The sequence below is a fragment of the Edwardsiella sp. A.80236 genome, from assembly GCF_044540725.1.
GTDB classification, from domain to species: domain Bacteria; phylum Pseudomonadota; class Gammaproteobacteria; order Enterobacterales; family Enterobacteriaceae; genus Edwardsiella; species Edwardsiella tarda.
Window position 1 is genome coordinate 42,464 of record NZ_JBIUCY010000013.1, and the last position, 21,002, is coordinate 63,465.

At 56.4% G+C, this 21,002-nt stretch carries 13 protein-coding genes and 1 tRNA gene; 4 read left to right on the plus strand and 10 right to left on the minus strand.

The genetic code is table 11. The features are described from left to right. Positions 1-123: 123 nt before the first annotated feature. Together prfB and lysS are read left to right on the plus strand one after the other, a co-directional pair. A protein-coding gene (gene prfB, locus ACEQFP_RS11950; RefSeq protein ID WP_097364358.1) for a peptide chain release factor 2 occupies positions 124-1,222 on the plus strand; the annotation gives its coding sequence in 2 pieces (ribosomal slippage) (positions 124-198 and positions 200-1,222; 1,098 coding nt in all). Positions 1,223-1,231: 9 nt separating this feature from the next. Further along, the gene (gene lysS, locus ACEQFP_RS11955) at positions 1,232-2,749 is read left to right on the plus strand and encodes a lysine--tRNA ligase (protein ID WP_005296369.1); all 1,518 of its coding nucleotides are present in this window, start codon (positions 1,232-1,234) and stop codon (positions 2,747-2,749) included. A 65-nt stretch (positions 2,750-2,814) separates the two neighbouring features. Here lysS and ACEQFP_RS11960 read toward each other — a convergent pair whose 3' ends face one another. Continuing rightward, on the minus strand, positions 2,815-3,405 hold the full coding sequence (locus ACEQFP_RS11960; protein WP_254654745.1) for a YadA C-terminal domain-containing protein: 591 nt from the start codon (positions 3,403-3,405) through the stop codon (positions 2,815-2,817). Positions 3,406-3,600: 195 nt separating this feature from the next. Here ACEQFP_RS11960 and ACEQFP_RS11965 point away from each other — a divergent pair. Then, a tRNA-Gly gene (locus ACEQFP_RS11965) sits at positions 3,601-3,674 on the plus strand. A 140-nt stretch (positions 3,675-3,814) separates the two neighbouring features. On the opposite strand, the gene ACEQFP_RS11970 is transcribed toward ACEQFP_RS11965, so the two are convergent. From ACEQFP_RS11970 to ACEQFP_RS12010, 9 genes are all read right to left on the minus strand, one after another. Next, a complete protein-coding gene (locus ACEQFP_RS11970; protein WP_005282062.1) occupies positions 3,815-4,417 on the minus strand; it encodes a DUF5384 family protein in 603 nt (200 codons plus the stop codon). 12 nt (positions 4,418-4,429) lie between these two features. Then, entirely contained in the window at positions 4,430-4,945 is a 516-nt protein-coding gene (locus ACEQFP_RS11975; RefSeq protein ID WP_005296376.1) for a hypothetical protein, read from the minus strand. 710 nt (positions 4,946-5,655) lie between these two features. Then, entirely contained in the window at positions 5,656-6,582 is a 927-nt protein-coding gene (gene lpxL / locus ACEQFP_RS11980; RefSeq protein WP_068870341.1) for an LpxL/LpxP family Kdo(2)-lipid IV(A) lauroyl/palmitoleoyl acyltransferase, read from the minus strand. A 570-nt stretch (positions 6,583-7,152) separates the two neighbouring features. Continuing rightward, positions 7,153-10,200, minus strand: coding sequence for a chondroitinase family polysaccharide lyase (locus ACEQFP_RS11985; RefSeq protein ID WP_047059154.1), 3,048 nt, complete (start codon positions 10,198-10,200; stop codon positions 7,153-7,155). A 67-nt stretch (positions 10,201-10,267) separates the two neighbouring features. After that, positions 10,268-13,339 (minus strand): chondroitinase family polysaccharide lyase, encoded by a 3,072-nt coding sequence (locus ACEQFP_RS11990; RefSeq protein ID WP_068870338.1) that lies wholly within the window; start codon positions 13,337-13,339, stop codon positions 10,268-10,270. A gap of 26 nt (positions 13,340-13,365) precedes the next feature. After that, positions 13,366-15,456, minus strand: coding sequence for an autotransporter outer membrane beta-barrel domain-containing protein (locus ACEQFP_RS11995; protein ID WP_068870335.1), 2,091 nt, complete (start codon positions 15,454-15,456; stop codon positions 13,366-13,368). 36 nt (positions 15,457-15,492) lie between these two features. Beyond that, on the minus strand, positions 15,493-16,377 hold the full coding sequence (locus ACEQFP_RS12000) for an OmpG porin family protein (protein ID WP_005282047.1): 885 nt from the start codon (positions 16,375-16,377) through the stop codon (positions 15,493-15,495). A gap of 148 nt (positions 16,378-16,525) precedes the next feature. Further along, positions 16,526-18,091: a sulfatase-like hydrolase/transferase gene (locus ACEQFP_RS12005; RefSeq protein ID WP_035596591.1), complete on the minus strand. Its 1,566-nt coding sequence runs from the start codon at positions 18,089-18,091 to the stop codon at positions 16,526-16,528. Between the two features lie 447 nt (positions 18,092-18,538). Then, positions 18,539-19,489: a LysR family transcriptional regulator gene (locus ACEQFP_RS12010; protein ID WP_005282044.1), complete on the minus strand. Its 951-nt coding sequence runs from the start codon at positions 19,487-19,489 to the stop codon at positions 18,539-18,541. A 145-nt stretch (positions 19,490-19,634) separates the two neighbouring features. On the opposite strand from ACEQFP_RS12010, the gene lysA reads away from it, so the two are divergent. Beyond that, on the plus strand, positions 19,635-20,888 hold the full coding sequence (gene lysA, locus ACEQFP_RS12015) for a diaminopimelate decarboxylase (protein ID WP_005296384.1): 1,254 nt from the start codon (positions 19,635-19,637) through the stop codon (positions 20,886-20,888). Positions 20,889-21,002 lie beyond the last annotated feature (114 nt).

Sequence of the window (21,002 nt, forward strand, 5' to 3'; positions counted from 1 at the left end):
TGCCACCCATCCGCTATCACATGGTTGGATATCCCGTTGCTTTGCGTTTTTCCATCTTGGCCGGGGCGTAGGGCGGTAATCGTTTTTCCCGGTCGGTGTACTTTTTATAGAAGATAACAGCATATGTTTGAAATTAATCCGGTAAAACACCGTATTCAGGACCTGTCTGCGCGGACAGATGTTCTGAGGGGGTATCTTTGACTACGATGCCAAGAAAGAGCGCCTAGAAGAAGTTAACGCCGAGCTGGAGCAGCCGGACGTATGGAATGAACCGGAGCGTGCACAGGCACTGGGCAAAGAGCGTTCCTCCCTGGAGAGTATCGTCAATACCATCGACGAGATGCATCAGGGATTGGAGGATGTATCCGGATTGCTGGAGCTGGCCGTCGAAGCCGACGACGAAGAGACCTTCGATGAGGCCGTCGCCGAATTGGATCAGCTCGAAGTAAAACTGGGGCAACTGGAGTTCCGCCGTATGTTCTCTGGCGAATACGATAGTGCCGATTGTTACCTGGATATTCAGGCCGGTTCCGGGGGCACCGAAGCCCAGGACTGGGCCAGCATGCTGCTGCGTATGTATCTACGCTGGGCAGAAGCCAAAGGCTTCAAAACCGAAATTATCGAAGAATCCGAAGGTGAAGTGGCCGGCTTGAAGTCCGCCACCATCAAAATCAGCGGCGACTATGCTTACGGTTGGCTGCGTACCGAAACTGGCGTACATCGCCTGGTGCGTAAGAGCCCATTCGACTCCGGCGGTCGCCGTCATACGTCGTTCAGTTCCGCCTTTGTTTATCCTGAAGTGGATGATGATATCGATATCGATATCAATCCGGCGGATCTGCGTATCGATGTTTACCGCGCCTCCGGTGCCGGTGGTCAGCACGTCAACAAGACGGAGTCCGCCGTGCGTATTACCCATATTCCGACCGGACTGGTGACGCAATGCCAGAATGACCGTTCACAGCATAAGAACAAAGATCAAGCCATGAAGCAGATGAAAGCTAAGCTTTATGAACTTGAGGTGCAAAAGAAAAATGCTGAACGTCAACAGATGGAAGAGAACAAGTCCGATATCGGTTGGGGTAGCCAAATCCGTTCTTATGTGCTGGATGACTCCCGCATTAAAGATTTACGTACCAGCGTTGAGACACGTAATACACAGGCCGTGTTAGATGGCGACCTGGATAGGTTTATTGAGGCAAGTTTAAAAGCCGGGTTATGAGGAAACACTATGTCTGAACAACAGCAACAAGGCGCCGAACAGGCTCTGGACTTAAACAACGAAATGCAGGCTCGCCGCGAGAAGCTGGCAGCCCTGCGTAAGGAAGGCGTCGCTTTCCCTAACGACTTCCGTCGTGATACCACTTCCGATAAGCTACACAGCCTGTACGATGGTAAGAGCAAGGAAGAGCTGGAAGCACTGGACATTGAAGTTTCCGTCGCCGGGCGCATGATGACTCGCCGTATCATGGGTAAAGCCTCCTTCGTTACGCTGCAAGATATGGGCGGCCGTATCCAGTTGTACATCGCACGCGATGACCTGAAAGATGACGTGTATAGCGAGCAGTTTAAGAAGTGGGACCTGGGTGACATCATCGGTGCGCGCGGTAAACTGTTCCGTACGCAGACCGGCGAACTGTCTATTCATTGCCACTCTATCCGTCTGCTGACCAAGGCGCTGCGTCCGTTGCCGGACAAGTTCCACGGCTTGGCTGACCAGGAAACCCGTTATCGTCAACGTTACCTGGATCTGATCGCGAACGAATCATCCCGCGAGACTTTCCGTACTCGCTCCAAGATTCTGGCGGCTATCCGTAACTTCATGGTCAACAAAGGCTTCATGGAAGTCGAGACTCCGATGATGCAGGTGATCCCGGGGGGCGCCTCTGCCCGTCCGTTCATCACTCACCACAATGCGCTGGACATCGATATGTACCTGCGTATTGCGCCGGAACTGTATCTGAAGCGTCTGGTGGTCGGTGGCTTCGAGCGTGTGTTCGAAATCAACCGTAACTTCCGTAACGAAGGCGTCTCTCCGCGTCACAACCCTGAGTTCACCATGATGGAACTCTATATGGCTTACGCGGATTATAAAGACCTGATCGTTCTGACCGAAGAACTGTTCCGTACCATCAGCCAGGATGTGTTGGGCAGCAGCGTGGTGCAGTACGGTGATCAGACCTTCGACTTCAGCAAGCCGTTCATCAAGATGAGCATGAAAGAAGCCATCTGCCACTACCGTCCGGACATCGCCTCTGCCGATCTGGATGACATGGAGAAGGCGTGCAAGATCGCCGAATCTCTGGGCATCAAGATCGAGAAGAGCTGGGGCCTGGGCCGCGTCCAGTGCGAGATCTTCGACGAGACGGCAGAAAGCCAGCTGATCCAGCCGACCTTCATCACCGAATACCCGGCGGAAGTCTCCCCGCTGGCGCGTCGTAATGACGAGAACCCGTTCATCACCGACCGTTTCGAATTCTTCATCGGCGGCCGTGAGATCGGTAACGGTTTCTCCGAGTTGAACGATGCCGAAGATCAGGCCGAACGTTTCCAGGATCAGGTGAAAGCCAAAGATGCCGGCGACGACGAAGCCATGTTCTACGACGAAGACTATGTGACCGCGCTGGAGCACGGTCTGCCGCCGACCGCCGGTCTGGGCGTGGGTATCGACCGTATGATGATGCTGTTCACCAACAGCCACACCATCCGTGACGTCATCCTGTTCCCGGCGATGCGTCCGCAAAAATAAGCGTTATCTTCATCGCTTATCAGCCCCGGCTATGCCGGGGTTTTTTTTATCGTTTCTTGACCCGCTTACCAACCATAGGCGATACCCGCCCCGCTCACCTCACCATCACGATTATCCCATGCCGAAGCCAGACGGATATCGGTACGGGGTGTCAGTCGATACTGAGCGCCGATGGCCACGGCGTTGGCGTTACGGTAGTTGGCGACACCGAGACCGGTGCTAAAGGTTTGTTGGTTGGTATAGGGGATATCGGCCATCGCCGCGACGGAGGCGATCCCACCGTTGCTCTGGTTATGTTGTTGCGTCATCTGCTGTTGGCGATGGGCTGTCTGCCCACTGAACAGCTTGCCGAGATGGTCGATACGGGTATTGGCCGAGCGAATATCATCGTGTTCGATGGTCATCATCGCGCGATGGCTATTGCTCATCTGTGCGACATTAACCGCATCGCTGGCTTGTGTCCCCGCGCTCAGATCGGTGAGTTGACGGTGATTACCCGCTGCGCCGAGGGCGCTGGTCGCGCTGCCGTGGGTACGGCTACTACTGCCCAACGCCGTATTGTAATCGCCTGGGCCGCAACCGCTGTTGTTCCCTAAGTGGAGGTTGAGTTCGCTGCGTGTATTGATCGCCGAGAGGGCGGTGGGGGGAGTGTGCATATTGCACGGGCTCTTATTGCCGGAGAGGGCGTAGGGGGGCTAAGGTCAGGCCGTGTGCTTGTCGCCGACCCGCTTAGTCGATGGCGGTTCCTACGTCTGAGATGAGATGTTCTATGATATATGTTGAAATATTCATCACTTAGCATCATTGCCTCTTGCTGCGCCGGCGGAAGTGATTATAATGGTCTGCATATCGCGGGCGTAGTTCAATGGTAGAACGAGAGCTTCCCAAGCTCTATACGAGGGTTCGATTCCCTTCGCCCGCTCCAAATTAGCAACCCTCGCCTCGGCGGGGGTTTTTGCTTTTCGGGTTCCATGTACGGTCAACCGATATCCCCGGCATCGCTCGTGGTTTTCACGAGATAAAAAAAGGGACAGGCCGTCGCCTGTCCCATCGCGTCAGAGAGGATTAGTTAAACCATCCGCTGGCCTTGTCTGCGGCGGCCTTGCCCGCATTCTCAATCCCGCTTCCCATCCGCTCCTTGAGGTGCTTATCGCCCTCGCTCTCGTTGCGAATGGCGTCACCGACGGCGGACTTGTTGCTGATTTCAGCGCGTCGTTCAGCCGCATCCAGCTGCATCTGGTTTTTCTGCTCTTCATCCACCAGCTTGCTGCGGGCATGATTACGGGCTTTGGACAGCTCCAGCTCCGCGCGGCGCGCATCCATCTCCATTTTCATGTTTTCCAGCTCCATCTGCCGCAGCTGATCTTGGTAGGACTGCTCGCGCTGCTTATCGGCCATCCGCTCTTGATGCGCCTCCCGCTGTGCGGCAAGCTGCTGCTGTTCCCGCTTGAGGCGGGCCTGTGCGGCGGCATGCTGGCGCTGTGCGGCGACGGCCTGTTCATGGCGTAGATGAGCCTGGCGGGCGGCCTCTTCCTGAGCCTGCCTGCTGGCCTCCTCCCTCACCCCCTGCTGCTCGGCGGCGGCGACCGCGTTTAGCTGGGATGAGAGGGGACTGGCGCAGGTCAGCGTCGGTATCGCCAGCAACAGGGCGATTAATGGCTTGCGCATGTTAGACCCCGCTTATGACTTTTTCGGGCAGGCCGCGTTTGGCTGGATGCGGGTTTCCCCTTGTTCCATGGAGATCACCAGCGCGATACCCGGCTGGAACTGGCAGGTTTCGCCAACCTGAGTCGAGGTGTAGATCTTGCTGCCCTCTTTGTAGGTCAGGGAGACGCCGTGCACCAGTACCTTGTCTTTGACCAGTGAGCCCGCCGCGGCGCCAGTTGCTGCGCCAGCAGCACCACCGGCAACGGCGCCTGCCTTGGAGCCATGTCCCAGATTGTAGCCGCCGGCGGCGCCAGCAACGGTGCCCAGGATCGCGCCGACGGTTTGCGCCATTTCTTTGTTCTCTTTATTATCTACAGCAACCTTGGCCGGCAGAATAGAAATAATATTGACGGTTTTGCTCTCCTGTTTCTGATTTAGCTGAGTTGGATTATAGACATCAGCAGCATATTGATCTGCATTATTCATACAACCGGAAAGGAATAAAGAGGAGGATAATGCCAGCAGTGCACAGGAAGTTTTTACTTTCATTTAATATACCATTCTCTGTCAAAAAACGCATGGCGGCACGAAATGCCGCGGCGGAATATCGTTACGCAAGAGTTCCTTCGCCGTCTGTGACGGTGAGTGAGAGAAAGAGGATTTGGACAGTCTAATTATTCTGCTGATTTGATTATAAAAGCTGATGCATTTACATGCTAGGCGATGATGATCGTCCCTACACGCCGTGCAAGGAACAACAGATTAATTCATAACTGATTGGATTTAACGCTTTTTATCTTGCGGGAGAGAGTCTATGACCGATATCTCATGCTGTAAACCCTGAGGCTGGCTCATTGCACTTTGGAAAACACTTAACATTTGACTTAGTACGCTATCACTGGCTGATGATTTGGCTTAGTTCGCCGTGCTGAGGTAGATAAGAGGGAATATATAAAATGAGTTAATGTGTTTGTCGTGTATTTAGCGATAGAGATAAACTGTTAGTTTATTTGATGATGGTCAAACTGGAGGCCGTAATAGTATAAAAAGTGGGTTAATGTTGGTCTGGTTTTCTCAGTTTATTGCATTCCTGTTGTCTGATTTTCTCTATTACACGCTGTGTTGTTATTTTATGTTGTATAAATGAGTGCATTACGCGTTATTGCCGAGAGACGATAGGCGCTTCTGTTTGTTAACCCGGCAGCGAGGGTCTATCAGGATATCAACTGCCGGGTAAACGATGCCGTGAGCGGTATAACCTAACGGGTATACAGTGACGGCATGCCCTCTGGGCGGGTCTTAAAGCGGCGGTGTAGCCACAGGTATTGTTCTGGCGCGCGCAGGATCTCGCGTTCGACAATCCGGTTCATGAAGGTGGCGGCTTGTACCATGTCGTGTGCCGGGTAGCCATCCAGTTCTGGCTCGATGATCAACTGATAGCCTTGGGCACCGGGTTTACGGATCAAAACGGTGGTCAGCATGACGGCATTCGACAAGCGCGCCAGCGTGGCGGTGCCATTGGTGGTGGCGGCGTTGCTGACGGCAAAGAACGGGGCGAAGGAGCTGCCGCGTGGGCCATAATCCTGATCGGGGGCGAACCAGACCGCCTCGCCGCTTTTCAGGGCCCCGACGATGCCCTTCAGATTCTTACGATCCAGCATCTGCTTATTGCCGCGCGAACGTCCTCGGGTTTGCAGATACTCTAACACCGGGTTGTTGTGCGGACGGTAGACCGCCATCATCGGGTTGCACAGTCCCATCACGCGACCGCCGAGGTCGAGCGACATAAAGTGGACGCCGACCACTAACACCCCTTTCCCTTTTTGCCGTGCCGCCTGCATGTGCTCCAAGCCGGAAACGTTGAACCAGTGCCGGATGCGGCGATCCGACCAGAACCAGGCGATGCCGAGCTCAAACAGCGAGATCCCCAGGGATTTAAAGTTTTCCCGCACGATATGGGCGATCTGCTCAGGACTCTTCTCCGGGAAGCATAGCGTGAGATTCTGGCGGGCGATGGAGGCGCGTCGCGCCATCAGGCGCATGGCGCAGAGGCCGAGTAGGCTACCCAGTCCACAGATCCAGCGGTAGGGCATCTGCACCAGCAGATAGAGTAAGCCGATGCCTAACCACAGCATGAAATAACGAGGGTGTAAAAATTCCCGGCGGAAGTGAAACGTTTTTTTCATTGTTACCTGATAATAGTGGGTAAATTATTTTTTATTTGATCGTGGCCTCTGACCGAGTTGACACAACCGCGGCCATAACACCTTGATATTATTTTTGATATGAATAAGTCATCCTGGCGAAAGCCCTTTTTGCCCTATCTTTCCGATCGTCATTGACGGTGTGTGCGTGGATGCCTGGCATGAGCTTGCTCACAGGGAGCGCGTAGGTGCGAAGCCATAGCACGCTTGGATCGTGCGTCAATTCTCGATTTTCGGCAGTATCCTATGTTCATTCGGGAACAGCGGCCCAGCGAGTGGAGGCCGATCACGGAAAAAGGCGGATGCTGAACGGGGTGAATGGCTGCGTTAGGGTTGCCTTGTTGGTCAAACCAGTGTTGGCATTAACTCATGGGGCCAGGCTTTTCGCAAGCGCTATTTTATTGTGACGAAGAGGATTAGGAACATGACTTATAATGTAATAATCGTTGCCCAAGTTATTTATTAAATGTGTTTAAGTCATGCGAGTTATTTTATTTCATCGGTAATATATATTGCGTGGGAGAGCGGCCCCCGTAGGGGCCGTGGTGACGCTTAGCTGCGTGTTAAGGTGAGGGCGAGCGGGTGTGCCGCCTGGGTCGTCACACGTAGCAGCGTATTGCCATCCTGGTGTTGCAGATGCGCGCCGGCGATCGGCTGAGCCAGTTGCCAGCGCCCTTTCAGCGTCAGTTGGGCATGCTGCGGCGTGGGTTCGCTGCTACGCCAGGGGCGCGAATAGATGCTGACCTCGCGCTGCTTACCATCGGCGCCGATCTGATCGGGATCCTGTCCTGCGTACAACGCCAGATCCGGGTTGACGACGCTCAGGCGTAGCGTATCGCCTTGCGGGGCGAGTAGTGCCATTACCGGTGCATCGCTGGCGAGCAATAGACCGTCACGCTGAAGGCGTGTGGGCTGGAAGAAGGCGTATCCCTCTTGGCCGCTGGCTTGATCTCGGACGGCGTGTAGGCGGTTATCCTTCTGCAGTACCTGGTAGTCCGGTGCCGTCGCCTCGGGTGCATCGATGGTGATGGCATACTCATATCCCTGCTGTTGCGGCGCATTGCCATGTAGCAGGCTGGCGACGGCGAATAGCCCTTCGGTCGGCGCATCGTTACGGTCATCGACAGAGTGTTGACGCTGGTAGCTGACGCGGAGCTGCTGACCCGCCGGTAGCCAGTAGCTGTTGCCTGCCGGGTCGACCAGATGGCTGGCGCCTTGCAATACCTGCTGGCTGCCTAACTGGTTGATGCTTTTCCCGTTGACCTGGATGGCTTGCTGTTGTGGCACGGCGAACTGGAACAGCGTCGTCTCTGTCGGATGACGGCGATCCTCGTTGCTGATCCCCGAGCCGAGGGCGATCACCCGATTATCAAACAGGAAGTAGGATTTGTTAGCACGCAGGCTCTCTTGGCCATACTTACTGTGGCCATGCAGCTTCATCGCAAACATGCTGTTGCCATCCAGGGTATTGGCACCGACATAGCGCTCCGTCGACAGCAACATCTCCTCGATCCCGGCTCCCGGCAACTGATTAAGCTGAGCCTTCAGCAGGGGATAAGGCAGGATCACACTGGTGGTACCCGGATAGCGGTTCCAGTCCCAGCCCGCGTGGCTAAAGCCTTGGCGCTTCGCGTCGGCCGGAATGATCTCTAACTGTCCATATTGCAGATAGCGGCCATAGCGGTTGTTGTTCTGGTAGCTCTCGTTGCCTACCAGATAGCGGCTGAAGCCACGGGCAATGGCGAGCCAAGAGCGCCCCGGATCTTGTTGTCCGGCGCGGCGTTGGATGGCCATCGCCGCGTAGTTCATCGCCCAGGCACCGCTAGGTTCGGCTTCGGCAGGGATATCGGCGAAGCGCGCCTCGCCAGCCAGGCGCGCGTAAGCGGCGGCCAGTTCAGGATCGACCGTTTGACTACCATCCGGCGAACCGGCTAACGCCATCCATTTAAACGGCGCGATGGTGATGGCGTGCAGCCCGGTGGGATGGCGCCCGCTGAGTGTCAACGGGATCTGGGTCTCCTTGGTGTAGATCCGCATCTTCAACAACACCTCTTTCAGGCGTTGATGCGCCTCTGTCGGGAGGCGGAAGGGAGACTCGCTCAAGGCATAGACCGTGGGCGCCAGTCCGCCGAAGGCATCCTTGGCATAGGCTGGATAGTGCTGCGAATGATGGAAGATCGAGCCATCCGGCTTGAAGCCGCCGCTCACGCCTTGAGAGCGCAACACCGTCTTGGCTAACCATTCGCGAGTCTGGTTGAGCAATGCGTCGCGTTGGGCGGGATCGGGCAGCATCAGAATACTCTTCACCATCCATTGCAGCTGGGTGTTGAGGATATCCACGTTGGCATCGACGATCTGGGCATCAGGCTCGAAGATGCGCCCTGTGGCGTTGTACCACATCATCGCCTGTTGGGTCGGCGCCAATAATTGGTGTTGTGCCAATAGATTACGCTGGATGAACCAGGCATCGAATAGTTCACGCGTCTGGTAGCCGACATGGGTGATGATCTGGTAGCCACTCCCCCGTGCAAAGCCCTGGTCGAGGACATAGCGAGTGGTATCAAGGAATTGGCGTTGTAGGGCATCGCGCTGTTGGGCACTCAGGGTATCGCTTCGCAGGTAACGGGCGGTCTGCAATAGGATCTTGCCGACGTTCCGAATCGCGTTGGCATCGGTGATGGCTTCAAGCGTCTGCGGGGTAAACACGCCTTTCACTTTCATGAAGTGCTGACGGTTAGGGTGGTCGAGCGGGCGTCCACCGATGGTGCCGTCGGCCAGCGGATGGATACCCAACTGGCGGTAGGCCGCCAGGTTCTGCGCCACCTGCTCGGCGCTGACCGGACTGTCGTGTCGAATGCCATGGTAGTCGTCGAAGCGGCGATAGATTGGGGCGCTGGGACCACGCTGATCGTCGAAGGGGACGTCGAAGTTGAGGGTGGGGAAGCGCTGGCTCAACATCTCGTCATACATCAACAACGCGCTCCAGTTCTTGCTGACCATCTCGTTGACGGCGGTGTTGGCGAACGGCGTGGTGTAGTCAGGCAGCGGCCAACGGTTATCGACCGGCACCCCCAACATGATCTGATCGAAATAGAGCGTGCCGGCTTGAGCCGGTGCCGTGATGGTGACGCGGTCCATCTGGGCGCTGGGTTTTCCCTGCATGTCGCGGTAAGGCACGGCGATGCCCCGCCAGCCACTAAAGTTCAGTTTGGCCTGGAAACTGGCCGCTGCGCGATCGCCCTGGGCGAAGCGAAAGGTCAGGACATCGTCTACCGGGCGCTCGTTGTAGATCCAGGCCATAAAGGTCAGCGGGGTGGCGCTGTCGGCCGCGTCACGATAGACGATCGGTGACCGGATGGTTAGGGTCGCGGCGGGTTCGTGCTGCCACTTCAGGGCGTGTGTCCCATCTTTGGCTCGTTGGTCACTGATGCTGATGACGCCATGCTGACTGCTTAGCGAGTCCGGCACGGTCTGTTCGAATAGATAGACCGCGTTGCCGCTGGGCTCCTGACTGACGGAGGGGAGGGCGGCGGCGAGGGGCGCCGACAGGCAGGCCAGCACACCGAGGGTAATGAGATTGATACCGTGATGGTTTTGCATGGGCGGGTATTCCATTATCAAGCGTGGAACAAGGCAGGCGAGGGGAGGCCCCTCGCCCGCGCTGCGTTTAGGGCAGTTTCTTCAGCGCAATCTGTTGGGGAATGCCGAAGTCGATGCGGAAACGGAGTCGCGTCTCGTCGCCGCTGGTTGAGCAGTCGATGCCCTGCTCCGGCGTGGCCGGTTGCCAACGTCCTCGTAGGGTGACGTCGATGGTGACCGGTTTCGCCGCCTTCTGACGTGTCATGTTGAGATCCGGGGTTACCGCGCTGAGCACCAGGCCACCCTCTTGCGGACGGGTCATCACGATAGCCGGGCGGTTGACGCCGATCACCTCGCCCTCGTTGAGGCGTTGCGTGCGATAGAAGACATACCCCGTCACCTGGCTGAGGTTGTCGCGGATGACATGAACCCCGTCGTTACTGCGCAGGACGGTGAAGGGGGCTTTACCCTGCTTCAGCTGTTGCGCCAATTGGTTCATGCGTTGCGGGGTGGCGTCGAGCACCACCAGATACTGATAGGCGCCATTCTTGACCGCCTTGCCATGATTGAGCCAGGCGACGCTGAATTCCCCCTCCGTCGGCGCCATGCTCTTATTGTCGGCCGAGTGTTGTAACTGGCGGCGGACCTCCGCCGTCGGCCCCTTCACCAGCAGATAGCCGTTGCCGTTGGCATCGATCAGCCAGTCCCCGTTGTGCAGGCTACCCTGCCAGGAGGCGGCATCAATGCGCTGTCCGTTGACCCAGATGGCGCTGTCGCGTCCCGGTTGATTGGCCAGTTGGAACAGGGTGGTCTCCAAGTCGTGCTTGCTGTCGCTGCTCTTGAGATTGCTGCCGACCATGATCAGGCGATCATCGACGGCCAGGACGCTTTTCAGCGCGCTCAATGCCTGATCGAAACTGGGCTGATCACGCATTGGGCGCAGATCGAAGGCCAGCATGCCATAGCGGCCATCCAGCGATGAGGTGCCGCTGAAGGGGTGACTCCCGCGCTGCATCAGGGTATGACGATTGGGGCTGTTGAGTGCTTCCAACGGCAGATGCAGGGTGGTGGCTCCGGGCATCCGGTTCCAGTCCCAACCCGCCTGGCGATAGCCCTGATCCTCTTGCGAGCCCTGGTTGATGATCTGCACCACGCCATGGCTCTGGTAGCGACCATAGCGGTTATCTTTCTGGTAGATCTCGGAGGACCAGACGTTGCTGTTAAAGGCTTTCAACGTCACCATCTTGTCGTGCCAACGGTGGATGCCGAAGGCGCCGCCATTAAAGGCGTAGAAGCCTTGCGGTAAGGCTGCCGGCGGGATGGCGCTACCGAATAGCGCCTTGGCATCGGCCTCGCTCTTCCCCGCCAGGCGGAGGTAGATGGCCGCCAGGGTCGGATCGGGCTTTTTACCGTAGGCCATGGCCAGCCAGTAGTAGGCGTTGGTCAGGCTGGCGAGCGACGGCGAGTTGAAGGGGTGGCGCCCGGCCAGCGAGATCCCGGTCTGCGGGTTGCTGTAGATCCAGGCGGCGACCATCGCCTGCTTGAGCTTGTCCAGCCCCGCGCGCTGTAGGGCGAAAGGCGTATCGCGCAACAGGTAGGCGAGCTGAGCGGCGTTCTTAAAGGCCGGGAAGGAGTAGCCTGGGTAGTTCCCCTCATGGCGCCAGGCGGTGCCATCTGGGCGCAGGCCATCGTTACTGCCCGGCGGCGTCTGAGCCAGAGCTCCGCTGATGTAATGGCTGAAGGTGTTCAGCAAGTCGATACGCTGTTGCGGGTTAGGCTCCAGCAGCAGTAGGGCGAGATGCTGGCGCGACAGGGTATTGAAGTAATCTAGGTTACTGCTCTGCGGGCCGACCTTCATGTCGAAGCTAGCTTTAAACTCACGCGAATACCACAGCAGCGCATCGTAGACCTGCTGTGTCAATTTGGCCTGATCCAGCACCGGATTCATCAACAGTGCCGAGATGTACCACCAGCGGGCGCTATATCCCCAGTGGTGGGTCGTGACCAGGCCGCTGCCTTTGGCAAAACCTTGATCGAGCAGGTGACGGGTCATCAGCAGATACATGTCGGCCAACGTTTTCCGGGTCGCTGCGTCGTGACTCTGGAGGTAGGCATGGCTGATGTTGTACATCAGTGTGGTGTAGTCGCCCAGGATGACATAACGATCGAATTTCGCCTTATCTTGCGCGCTCAGATACTCCGGTTGATAGAGCACCTTCTGTTTGTCGGTGATCAGATGGCGTCCACTCAGCGTGCCATCGGCCGCCACGCGGATCTGCAACGCCTGGAAGGCGGCGCGTAGCTTATTGAGATCGGCTTCGGCCTTCAGGTTGCTGTCTTGTGGTCCATTGACGAACTCATCGATCAGTCGTTGGCGGATCAGATCGACGCCAGCCTGGTTCGCCGCCGTCAGCGCCAGCGTTGGCTCGGCGTGATGAAAGGCGATCTCCGGTTCGTCGTAGCGCGTCTTGACATGGTAGTCCGACCATTGATAACGCGCATCATCGACCGAGATCATCACGCGATCGATGAATAGGCGGCCGGACTTCTCCCCGGAGGGGGCACGGAAGCGGATGGTATCGATATGCTTACCGAGTGAGCGGCTGACGCTGGGTTCGCCGGCATCTTCGTCGCTGCGTACACCGACGCCGCTCATCTCCCGATTGGCCAGATCGTTGTTGAGCGAGACGCCGACGGCGCGCCAGCCCTGGAAGTTCAGTTTGACCTGAGTGCCCGCGTCGGCCTCATTGTTAGCATTAAGGCCGTTACCGAGATCGACGATAAGCACATCGTCGATCGGCTTCTCGTTGTAGATCCAGAAGGAGAGCACCGGCGTGGCGGAGCGTCCCCAGGCTTTGGAGACCTGAGCATCCGACGGGATCTCCATGTCGTGGTGCAGCAATAGGCTGGCGCCACGTTGCCAATCCCAGACCAGTGCGCGTTCGCCCATGATGGCGCGTTTATCGCTCAGCGCGACATGGGAGCCGGGGGTCGTGGTGATGTCAGCGAGATCGGCGGGCTGATCGAAGCTGTAGATCTGCGCGCGCATGATCTCGGCACGTTTCTTGGCGGCGGCGTCGTTCGGCGCCGCGTAGAGCGGGGCGTTGAGTAGCAGGGCGGCAATCGAGGCCGCCAGCAGGGTGCGATGCATGGATGACATGATAAATTCCCTTCTCAATAGCCCGATTAGAAACGGTTGCCCAGGGTCAGACCGATAACGCCCTCACCGTAGCGATCGTCGCGGTTGTAGCCCACACCGATGCCCAGATTGAGTGACTCGCTGATGTCGAGGCGAGCATTGGCATCGACACGTACCTGGTTACCGCCCACGCGAGCCCCGATGGTTTCGAAGGTGGAACCGCCGTTGTTGATCGACACCAGGGCATGGCGCTGGCGGATACGGCGGTCGCCATCGAGGTCATGCAGGTAGCTGGCCTGGAGGGACGGTGTTAGCGTGCCCCAGCCTGTGGCGAGTTGGGTCCAGGCACTCATGCCACCACCCAGGTGGTTCAGGCTATATTTTTGGCTGCTGTTGCTCAGTGACAGCACCGAACCGCTCTCACGCCAGGAGTTGAGATTGACCCACTGGTATTGGTAGGTCAGCATCGGACGTAGGTTGAAGCCTGCCACCTCCAGATTCAGACCGGCGTTGAGCTGATAGCCCGCTTGCATCCCCGTGTAATCACCGTTGGCCTGGGTCTCGCCCTGCCAGCCATTACCACCGTCGATACGGCGTTCGCTCTTGACGCGCAGGTAGCCGATATTGAGGTTACCATCGGCGAACAGCATGCCGCTGCGCCAACCGAGGTAGGGCATCAGCTCGACGGTATCGATGCGTTTGCTTTGATCGACGCCGCGGCTGTCGGCCTGGTTGTGGCTGTAGCCCAGGGCAAAGCCGAGCATCGCGCTATCATCGATCTCCTGATCGGCACCGAGGCTGATGCCATAGCGGTTCATCGTAAACCCGTTGGCATAGTCGTTGCCGCTCTGTGAACCGTGGCCATACAGGGTATTGACCCACAGGTTCCAGCCACTGTCGCGCTCTTGTGCTGGCAGTTGCCCCAGGTAGCCGAGCTGGCGCTGGGCGATGTGGTTACGCATGTCGCCGACCAATTGATTGGCGGCGCGGAGTTCGCTGCCATCGCTGTTCGGCGTCATTTGGTTGGCCAGGTTGGCGATGGAGCTCGCGTTGTTGCCGGCAGAGACCAGCAGTGCCAAGGCTTGATCGGAGGCGGCGCTGTGGGTGCCGTTAAACTCGTTGAGTACGTTGGGGACGATAAACTCGGTAGCGCGTAGGGCGTTCGCCGAGGCGCCACCCTGTTCGGCCAAGGTGGCAAAGGTGCTGGCCCCGCCATAGCTGACGCCATAGTTAACGATCAGCTTATTATCGCTGACGCCACCGTTTATCTGCGGTGGAGAGGATTCGATCCAGGAGTCGGTTGCCGTCAATAGCGGAGAGATATCCAGCTGGGTGCCATCCATACCGGCGATGGTGACCTTATCGGCATTGGTGATGCCCTGGGTGGCTTCGATCAGCACGATATCTTTATTGATAATGCTGGAAATATTACTGCCGTTGTAGCCCATGCTGACGGTACTGCCATCTTTATGCAGGGAGAGTTTGTCGACCCGCAGGATGGCATCATTCAGGTTGGTTTTATCATTAAGCAGGAAGACCAGGTTACTGCCTTTCTGGTTGACGAAGGTTCCCCCAAAATTGATCGTTTCATCCTGACCCATTATGGTCAGGGTTCCCCAGTTTTCGATCGTATTAAAACCGGTAATATTCTTACCATCAAAGGTGGCGCTAGAGTTATTCAGGGCAAAGTTGATTTTATTCCCTTTCCCCGTATCTCCATTGCCGAGGATATCGCCGATAATGGTACTGCCATCGGTGATATCCGCGCGCATCGCGCCGGTTGCCTGGCGGAAGTCCATGGCGATACCGTTGCCTTGGATGGTCGAGCCACCTTTCACGCTGATGATGCGACCGCTGGAGAACTGACCATCGACCTGAATGGCTGGGCCTTGCTCGCTGACGATGTTGGCGCTGTTGATGTAGATGTTGCTGGTGACGGTGGTGCCTTTCTCAACCAGAATCGCCGGTGCGTTTGGCGTATTCACCAGGACATCGTTGGCGATGGTGGTTCCCTTTTCTCCGACGATGATGGTGTCACAGGTCGCATTATTGGGATCGCAAACTTCTGCCGCCCAGGCAGTATTATAGAGGGCAGAGACAATGGCGGTATAAAGGAAAAGGTGCTGGTATTTATTCACGTGATAACCTCGGCGTTGGCAATTTTTATTGATGAATTAGAAACTCGCGCGTACGGCGACCTTAAAGTAGTCGTACTCGGTTTTCTTATCGCTATCTTTGGTTTTGATTTTCTCGTGATAATATTCAGTCATAAGGCGCCACTGATTATTAATCGGATAAGCTAATTGCAGGCTGTAACGTGACATATCTTTCTTGATCACATCACCCAAGGCATTACGCTCGGTTATTTCACTGAATACCGACTGACGGGTAGATGGTGAGATGACCAGGCCGATAGGCGTGTTCCAGCTTAGGTATAAACGTACCTGTTGGTTGCGCTGGATTTCACGCGTATCGAAATCATTTTGCTTATTGGCATGCTTGCCGCTTTGGTAATAGGCCAGCGTAGTGTTGATCTTGGGGGTGATAAAGTAGCGAATACCAGGTTCAAACTCCCATGAAAGATAATCGGTGTTAGTGGTCAAGCCTTTCTTCAGATCTTCTTTCTTTTCGATGCTGAACATGCCGCTACCGGCCAGCGCCCAGTTATTCGAGAGGTTGTAGTAATAGGAGGTTTTGGTGCTATAGAAATCGACGGTGAGGCGGTTGCCATTATCATAAGAGGTAATATCTTGACGTACCTTGAAGCTGGGTTGGATCCAGCCATTATTGATCTTGTAGCGGTAGCCCGCTTGGAGATCCAGACGCTGATAACGACTGTTGTTATCGGCTTCGCGCTGACGCAGGCCGGCGTCGAAGTACCAGTTAGATTTGGTTGGGTTAATGTTGATGTCGAGACGATAGCCGGAATAGTTAGCAGGGGTATCGTAATCGGCGGTTTCCCAGGAGAAGACGGTATTGATATTAGCGGCATGCGCACTCAATGAAGTCAGTGAAAGCGCCAGCAGCGAGCCCAGAAATAATTGGTTATTCTTGTTCATAGCATTCCTTACGATAATAATCGTGATGCATTAATGCCGTTATTTATTTTGTTATGGTAATGATGTCAACGCAGGCCAGACGGCATCCTTACTATCGCCGTAGACGATAGTAAGGTGCTGTAGGGTAATTACGTATGGTGAGTGGCGATTAGCTAGCTTTGGCGCACTCGGCCACTTTCTTATTCAGTTTATTGGTGGTCGCTGTGGTGAATTCAACCGGGCGCCAGGAGTCGCCGGTTTTTTCCAACCAAGGGAGCAACTCTTCATCGGTCAGCTTTTGAATCAATGCTTGATTACCCGCCGCAATATTTTTCATCTGGTAGGGATCGTTAATATTGTCGTACAGGGTATATTTTAGCGGTTGACCATCTTGGCGATCGATCACCAGAGTATGGCTGGCGGTACGTACGCCGCGACGTCCGAAGGAGGGCTCACCATAGGGGACGAATAAGTACAGCTGTGAGCTGGCTGTTTCACCCTTACCGCTGGTGATCCGCTCGGCTAAGTTGTTGCCCTCGACCGTCCCCGGGATCCACTGCTCCAGCCCCATCAAGCCGAGGATGGTCGGGTAGATATCCGGTGCCGACATCAATGCGTCGTCGTTGCCCGGCGCGATCTTGCCCGGCAGGCGGAACATCATCGGGATACGCATCGCCTCTTCGTAGGCAACGTTCTTGGTCGGTTGGCCGTTAGCGCCCAGGCAGCAGCCATGGTCGGAGAAGAACACCACCAGGGTGTTATCCGCCAGCCCCTGCTTATCCAACTCGGCCAGGATACGACCAAACTGCTCGTCGACCCCGTTGACCATCGCCATATACTCTTTGAAGTATTGCGGGCCGTAGCCTTCTTGGTAGTTGGCTTGCCAATCGACATTGGGACGGGTATTGAGATCGCGCGAGGTCTTACCCGCGAAGCGATCCAGATATTTTTGCGGCACCTGGTCGTAAGGCGAATGGGGGGGATTCATGGAAACCACTAACGCAAACGGCTTATCCGCCGCGCGGAAGTTACCCTCATCGTTACGCAGGAACTTGATGGCCATGTCGGCCTCATGTTCGGCACTCCACTGATCGACGAACATCGGCTTCTCGCGTGGGGTGGTGTTGCCCCAGTACATCGGACGCATGTGCAGATCGTAGGTGCCATAGGAGTACCAGAAGTCGAAGCCGTGGCGACGATCCGGGGCGGTCCAGTCGTTCCAGTAACGGCCTTCCATCGGGTTGTTGTAGCTTTCGATGTAGGGGGCATGCGGGGCATCCAGATGCCATTTACCGATGTAGCCGGTGCTGTAGTCCAGCTTCTTCAGCACGTCGGACCAACACTGAGCGTAGCGTGACAGTTCGATGCCGACCTTACCGCCGAAGTCGTGCGCATTGCCGGTGATGCCGTTGCGGATCGGGTATTGACCGGTCATCAGCATGCCACGAAACGGCGTACACAATGGGTAGTTAGAGACGGCCTGGCGCATCACACGGGATTGCTTGGCGAAGGCGTTCAGGTTGGGGGTCAGCGAGGGATCCTGCCCCATAAACTGTAGCGCCTGTGTGCGGAATTCATCGGGAAAGACGATCAGCAGGTTAGGCGCATCCTTGGGCCGGCCTGGCTTGTCTTGGCCCTGCGTTTGCCCTAGCGTGGCGGCGAGGGTCGCCGGCGCCGAGATGGCGGCGCCTCCGGCGGCCAACCCTTTCAGAAAGCTCCTGCGAGTAACGGACATTAACCCCCCTTCTTGTTCTTTGCGTTTTCTTTCGATTGGTTTTTACACATCTTATTTATACTTTTTGTGCAGCTCAAATCATAAATTAACGAAACTTTTGGAAATAGAAGCGGGATCACACTAAATCGTCTCTTATCCCCGTAGAGGAAGGGCGAGTGAGGAGGAAAACTGTGAGGGAGTTAACAAGGATAGCGATTTGTCATCCTATTATTCATGGAGTTATAACCGGTTGAGGGTTCGGTAATCGCGGAGTATAAGACGCAGGATTTCCGTCGTATCAGCGGGGGTGAGTGATCTTTCATTGTCGCTTTCGACATTGTCGCGTACGGCGTTAATCTCACGATCGAAAGCCGAGTGATTAATAGATAATTAACTATAAATTATGTGATTAGCGGCGCTTCGTTTTAATAAATTTAAAACGAAAGCCGTTTGGTGATCGATTTGTGATTAAAAATCGCTCAGTTTGTTTTCGTTGTCTTTCGTGTGGCTGGTATTTAAGCATTGCGTGAGCGCGATAACTTCGGCGTGCAACGCGCTGATAAAGGCGTCGACCGGCGCCGAGCCGGGACGATGTTGAGGCCGAATGAGGCTGATGGTGAAGGGGACGGCGATACTGAATGGCCGCCAGGCCAATCCCTGTTCGGCAAAGTCGAGCGCCGTGAGCGGATTGACGATGGATAGACCCACCCCCTGTCGCACCAAGGCGCAGATGGCGGCGGCACTGTGCGTTTCCGCGACCATACGACGCCGCACGCCGGCCTGTAGAAAGAGCGCATCCAGCGTGTGGCGGTAGCTATCGTCTGCCGCCAGACTGATGTAGGGCTGGTCGGCGAAATGCGCCGGCGTCAGGCAGGCGTAGCGCAACAGGGGATGGTTGGCGGGGAGCACGCAGACCTCGTTCATGACCGCCAGGGTATGGCGTTGGCAACCCGGGGGCGTGCGACTCTCTTCCGTTAACCCGAGATCGTAACGCTGTGCGGAGAGCCACTCTTCCAGCAGAGGGGACTCCTGGGGGGTGATGGTCAGGCTGACATCGGGATACTGGCCGAGAAAACGGCGGCAGACGAGCGGCAGCAGAGACTGGGCGAAGGCCGGTAGACAAGCGATGCTGAGGCTAGCCCGGCGGAACTGGCGGATCTGACCGGCGGCATCCACGATGCGCTCCAAGCCGTGATAGGCACGTTGCACCTCCTCGAACAGTTGGCGTCCTTGTACCGTGGGGCGTAAGCGTCCCCGCACACGATCGAAGAGTTTCAGCGCCAGGAGGTGCTCTAGCTGGGCGAGCTCGCGACTGACGGTGGGCTGTGAGGTCTGTAAGAGTGCCGCCGCCTCGGTCAGGCTACCGCTGGTCATCACGGCGTGAAAGATCTCTATTTGACGTAGGGAAACACGGCGCATGGCGTCCTCCGTTGGCACGCGTGAGCGCGGCGAGATAGCTAATCCATATCATAAATGAATAGACTTGCGACAAATAGATATTTTTTCCACGCCGCGCGGGCTGTTACATATAACCCATGGTCGACTGCTTCAGGAGCCTCGCGTCATGCCTTATCCCCTTAATCAGGCTGGTTATGCCTTAAATGACACCCTACTCGGCGCCTTACCGGCACAGTTCGGTACACCGCTATGGATCTACGATGCGGGGGTGATCTCGCGCCAGATCGACACCCTGCGCCAGTTCGATACCATTCGCTTTGCGCAGAAGGCGTGCTCCAATCTCCATATTCTGCGTCTGATGCGTCAGGCGGGCGTCAGAGTGGATGCGGTCTCGCTAGGAGAGATCGAACGCGCCTTGTTGGCGGGTTTCCAGCCGGGGGGGGATGAGATCGTCTTTACCGCCGATGTGATCGATGAGGCGACGTTGGATCGTGTGTGTGCATTGGCGATCCCGGTCAACGCCGGATCATGCGACATGTTGCGTCAACTGGGGGAGCGTGCGCCCGGCCATCCGGTCTGGCTGCGCATCAATCCCGGTTTCGGGCATGGTCATAGTCAGAAGACCAATACCGGTGGCGAGAACAGTAAGCATGGTATCTGGCATCAGGATCTGGATCAGGCCTTGGCGCTGATCGATGCCTATGATCTGCGCCTCGTCGGGCTGCATATGCATATCGGGTCGGGCGTGGATTACGATCACTTGGCGCGGGTGTGCGACACGCTGGCTAATCAGGCGATTGCCCTGGGGCGCGACATTCAGGCGATTTCAGCCGGAGGCGGCTTGAGTATTCCCTATCGCGCCGACGAGCAATCGGTCGATGTGACGCACTATTTTGGTCTGTGGGACGCTGCGCGGCGGCGTATCGCCGCGCATCTGGGGCATCCGGTGCGTCTGGAGATCGAACCGGGGCGCTATCTGGTCGCCCAGTCAGGCCTGTTGATGGCTGAGGTCCGTGCGGTGAAGACGATGGGGCAGCGCCACTTCGTCCTAGCGGATGCGGGGTTTAACGACTTGATGCGTCCGGCGATGTATGGCAGTCATCATCATATCTCTCTGTTAGCGCGGGATGGCCGTGCGCTAAGTGGTCCGCTGATCGAGACGGTCGTCGGGGGGCCATTGTGTGAGTCGGGCGATGTGTTTACCCAGCGCGAGGGGGGAACGGTTACCGCCTGCGCCCTACCGGCGGCGCAAGTCGGCGATTGGTTGGTGTTTCATGACACGGGGGCCTACGGTGCGTCGATGTCATCGAATTACAACAGCCGGCCATTGTTGCCGGAGGTCTTGGTGACGGAGCAGGGGGTCACCTTGATCCGTCGTCGCCAGCGGATGGAGGAATTATTCGCCTTGGAGCAGCTATAATAAAACACACCGTATGCAGCGGATTGACGCTTAATTAAATTGTTGCCTTATGTTTCATAACCCAACAATAACCTTATTTAACTAATTAGATCATATTTAGCCGGACTCGGATCG

Bases quoted from the DNA above. Each gene is read 5' to 3' on its own strand.
- lysS (WP_005296369.1), top strand. From the start codon at position 1,232: ATGTCTGAACAACAGCAACAAGGCGCCGAACAGGCTCTGGACTTAAAC.
- ACEQFP_RS11960 (WP_254654745.1), bottom strand. From the start codon at position 3,405: ATGCACACTCCCCCCACCGCCCTCTCGGCGATCAATACACGCAGCGAA.
- ACEQFP_RS11970 (WP_005282062.1), bottom strand. From the start codon at position 4,417: ATGCGCAAGCCATTAATCGCCCTGTTGCTGGCGATACCGACGCTGACC.
- ACEQFP_RS11975 (WP_005296376.1), bottom strand. From the start codon at position 4,945: ATGAAAGTAAAAACTTCCTGTGCACTGCTGGCATTATCCTCCTCTTTA.
- lpxL (WP_068870341.1), bottom strand. From the start codon at position 6,582: ATGAAAAAAACGTTTCACTTCCGCCGGGAATTTTTACACCCTCGTTAT.
- ACEQFP_RS11985 (WP_047059154.1), bottom strand. From the start codon at position 10,200: ATGCAAAACCATCACGGTATCAATCTCATTACCCTCGGTGTGCTGGCC.
- ACEQFP_RS11990 (WP_068870338.1), bottom strand. From the start codon at position 13,339: ATGTCATCCATGCATCGCACCCTGCTGGCGGCCTCGATTGCCGCCCTG.
- ACEQFP_RS12000 (WP_005282047.1), bottom strand. From the start codon at position 16,377: ATGAACAAGAATAACCAATTATTTCTGGGCTCGCTGCTGGCGCTTTCA.
- ACEQFP_RS12005 (WP_035596591.1), bottom strand. From the start codon at position 18,091: ATGTCCGTTACTCGCAGGAGCTTTCTGAAAGGGTTGGCCGCCGGAGGC.
- ACEQFP_RS12010 (WP_005282044.1), bottom strand. From the start codon at position 19,489: ATGCGCCGTGTTTCCCTACGTCAAATAGAGATCTTTCACGCCGTGATG.
- lysA (WP_005296384.1), top strand. From the start codon at position 19,635: ATGCCTTATCCCCTTAATCAGGCTGGTTATGCCTTAAATGACACCCTA.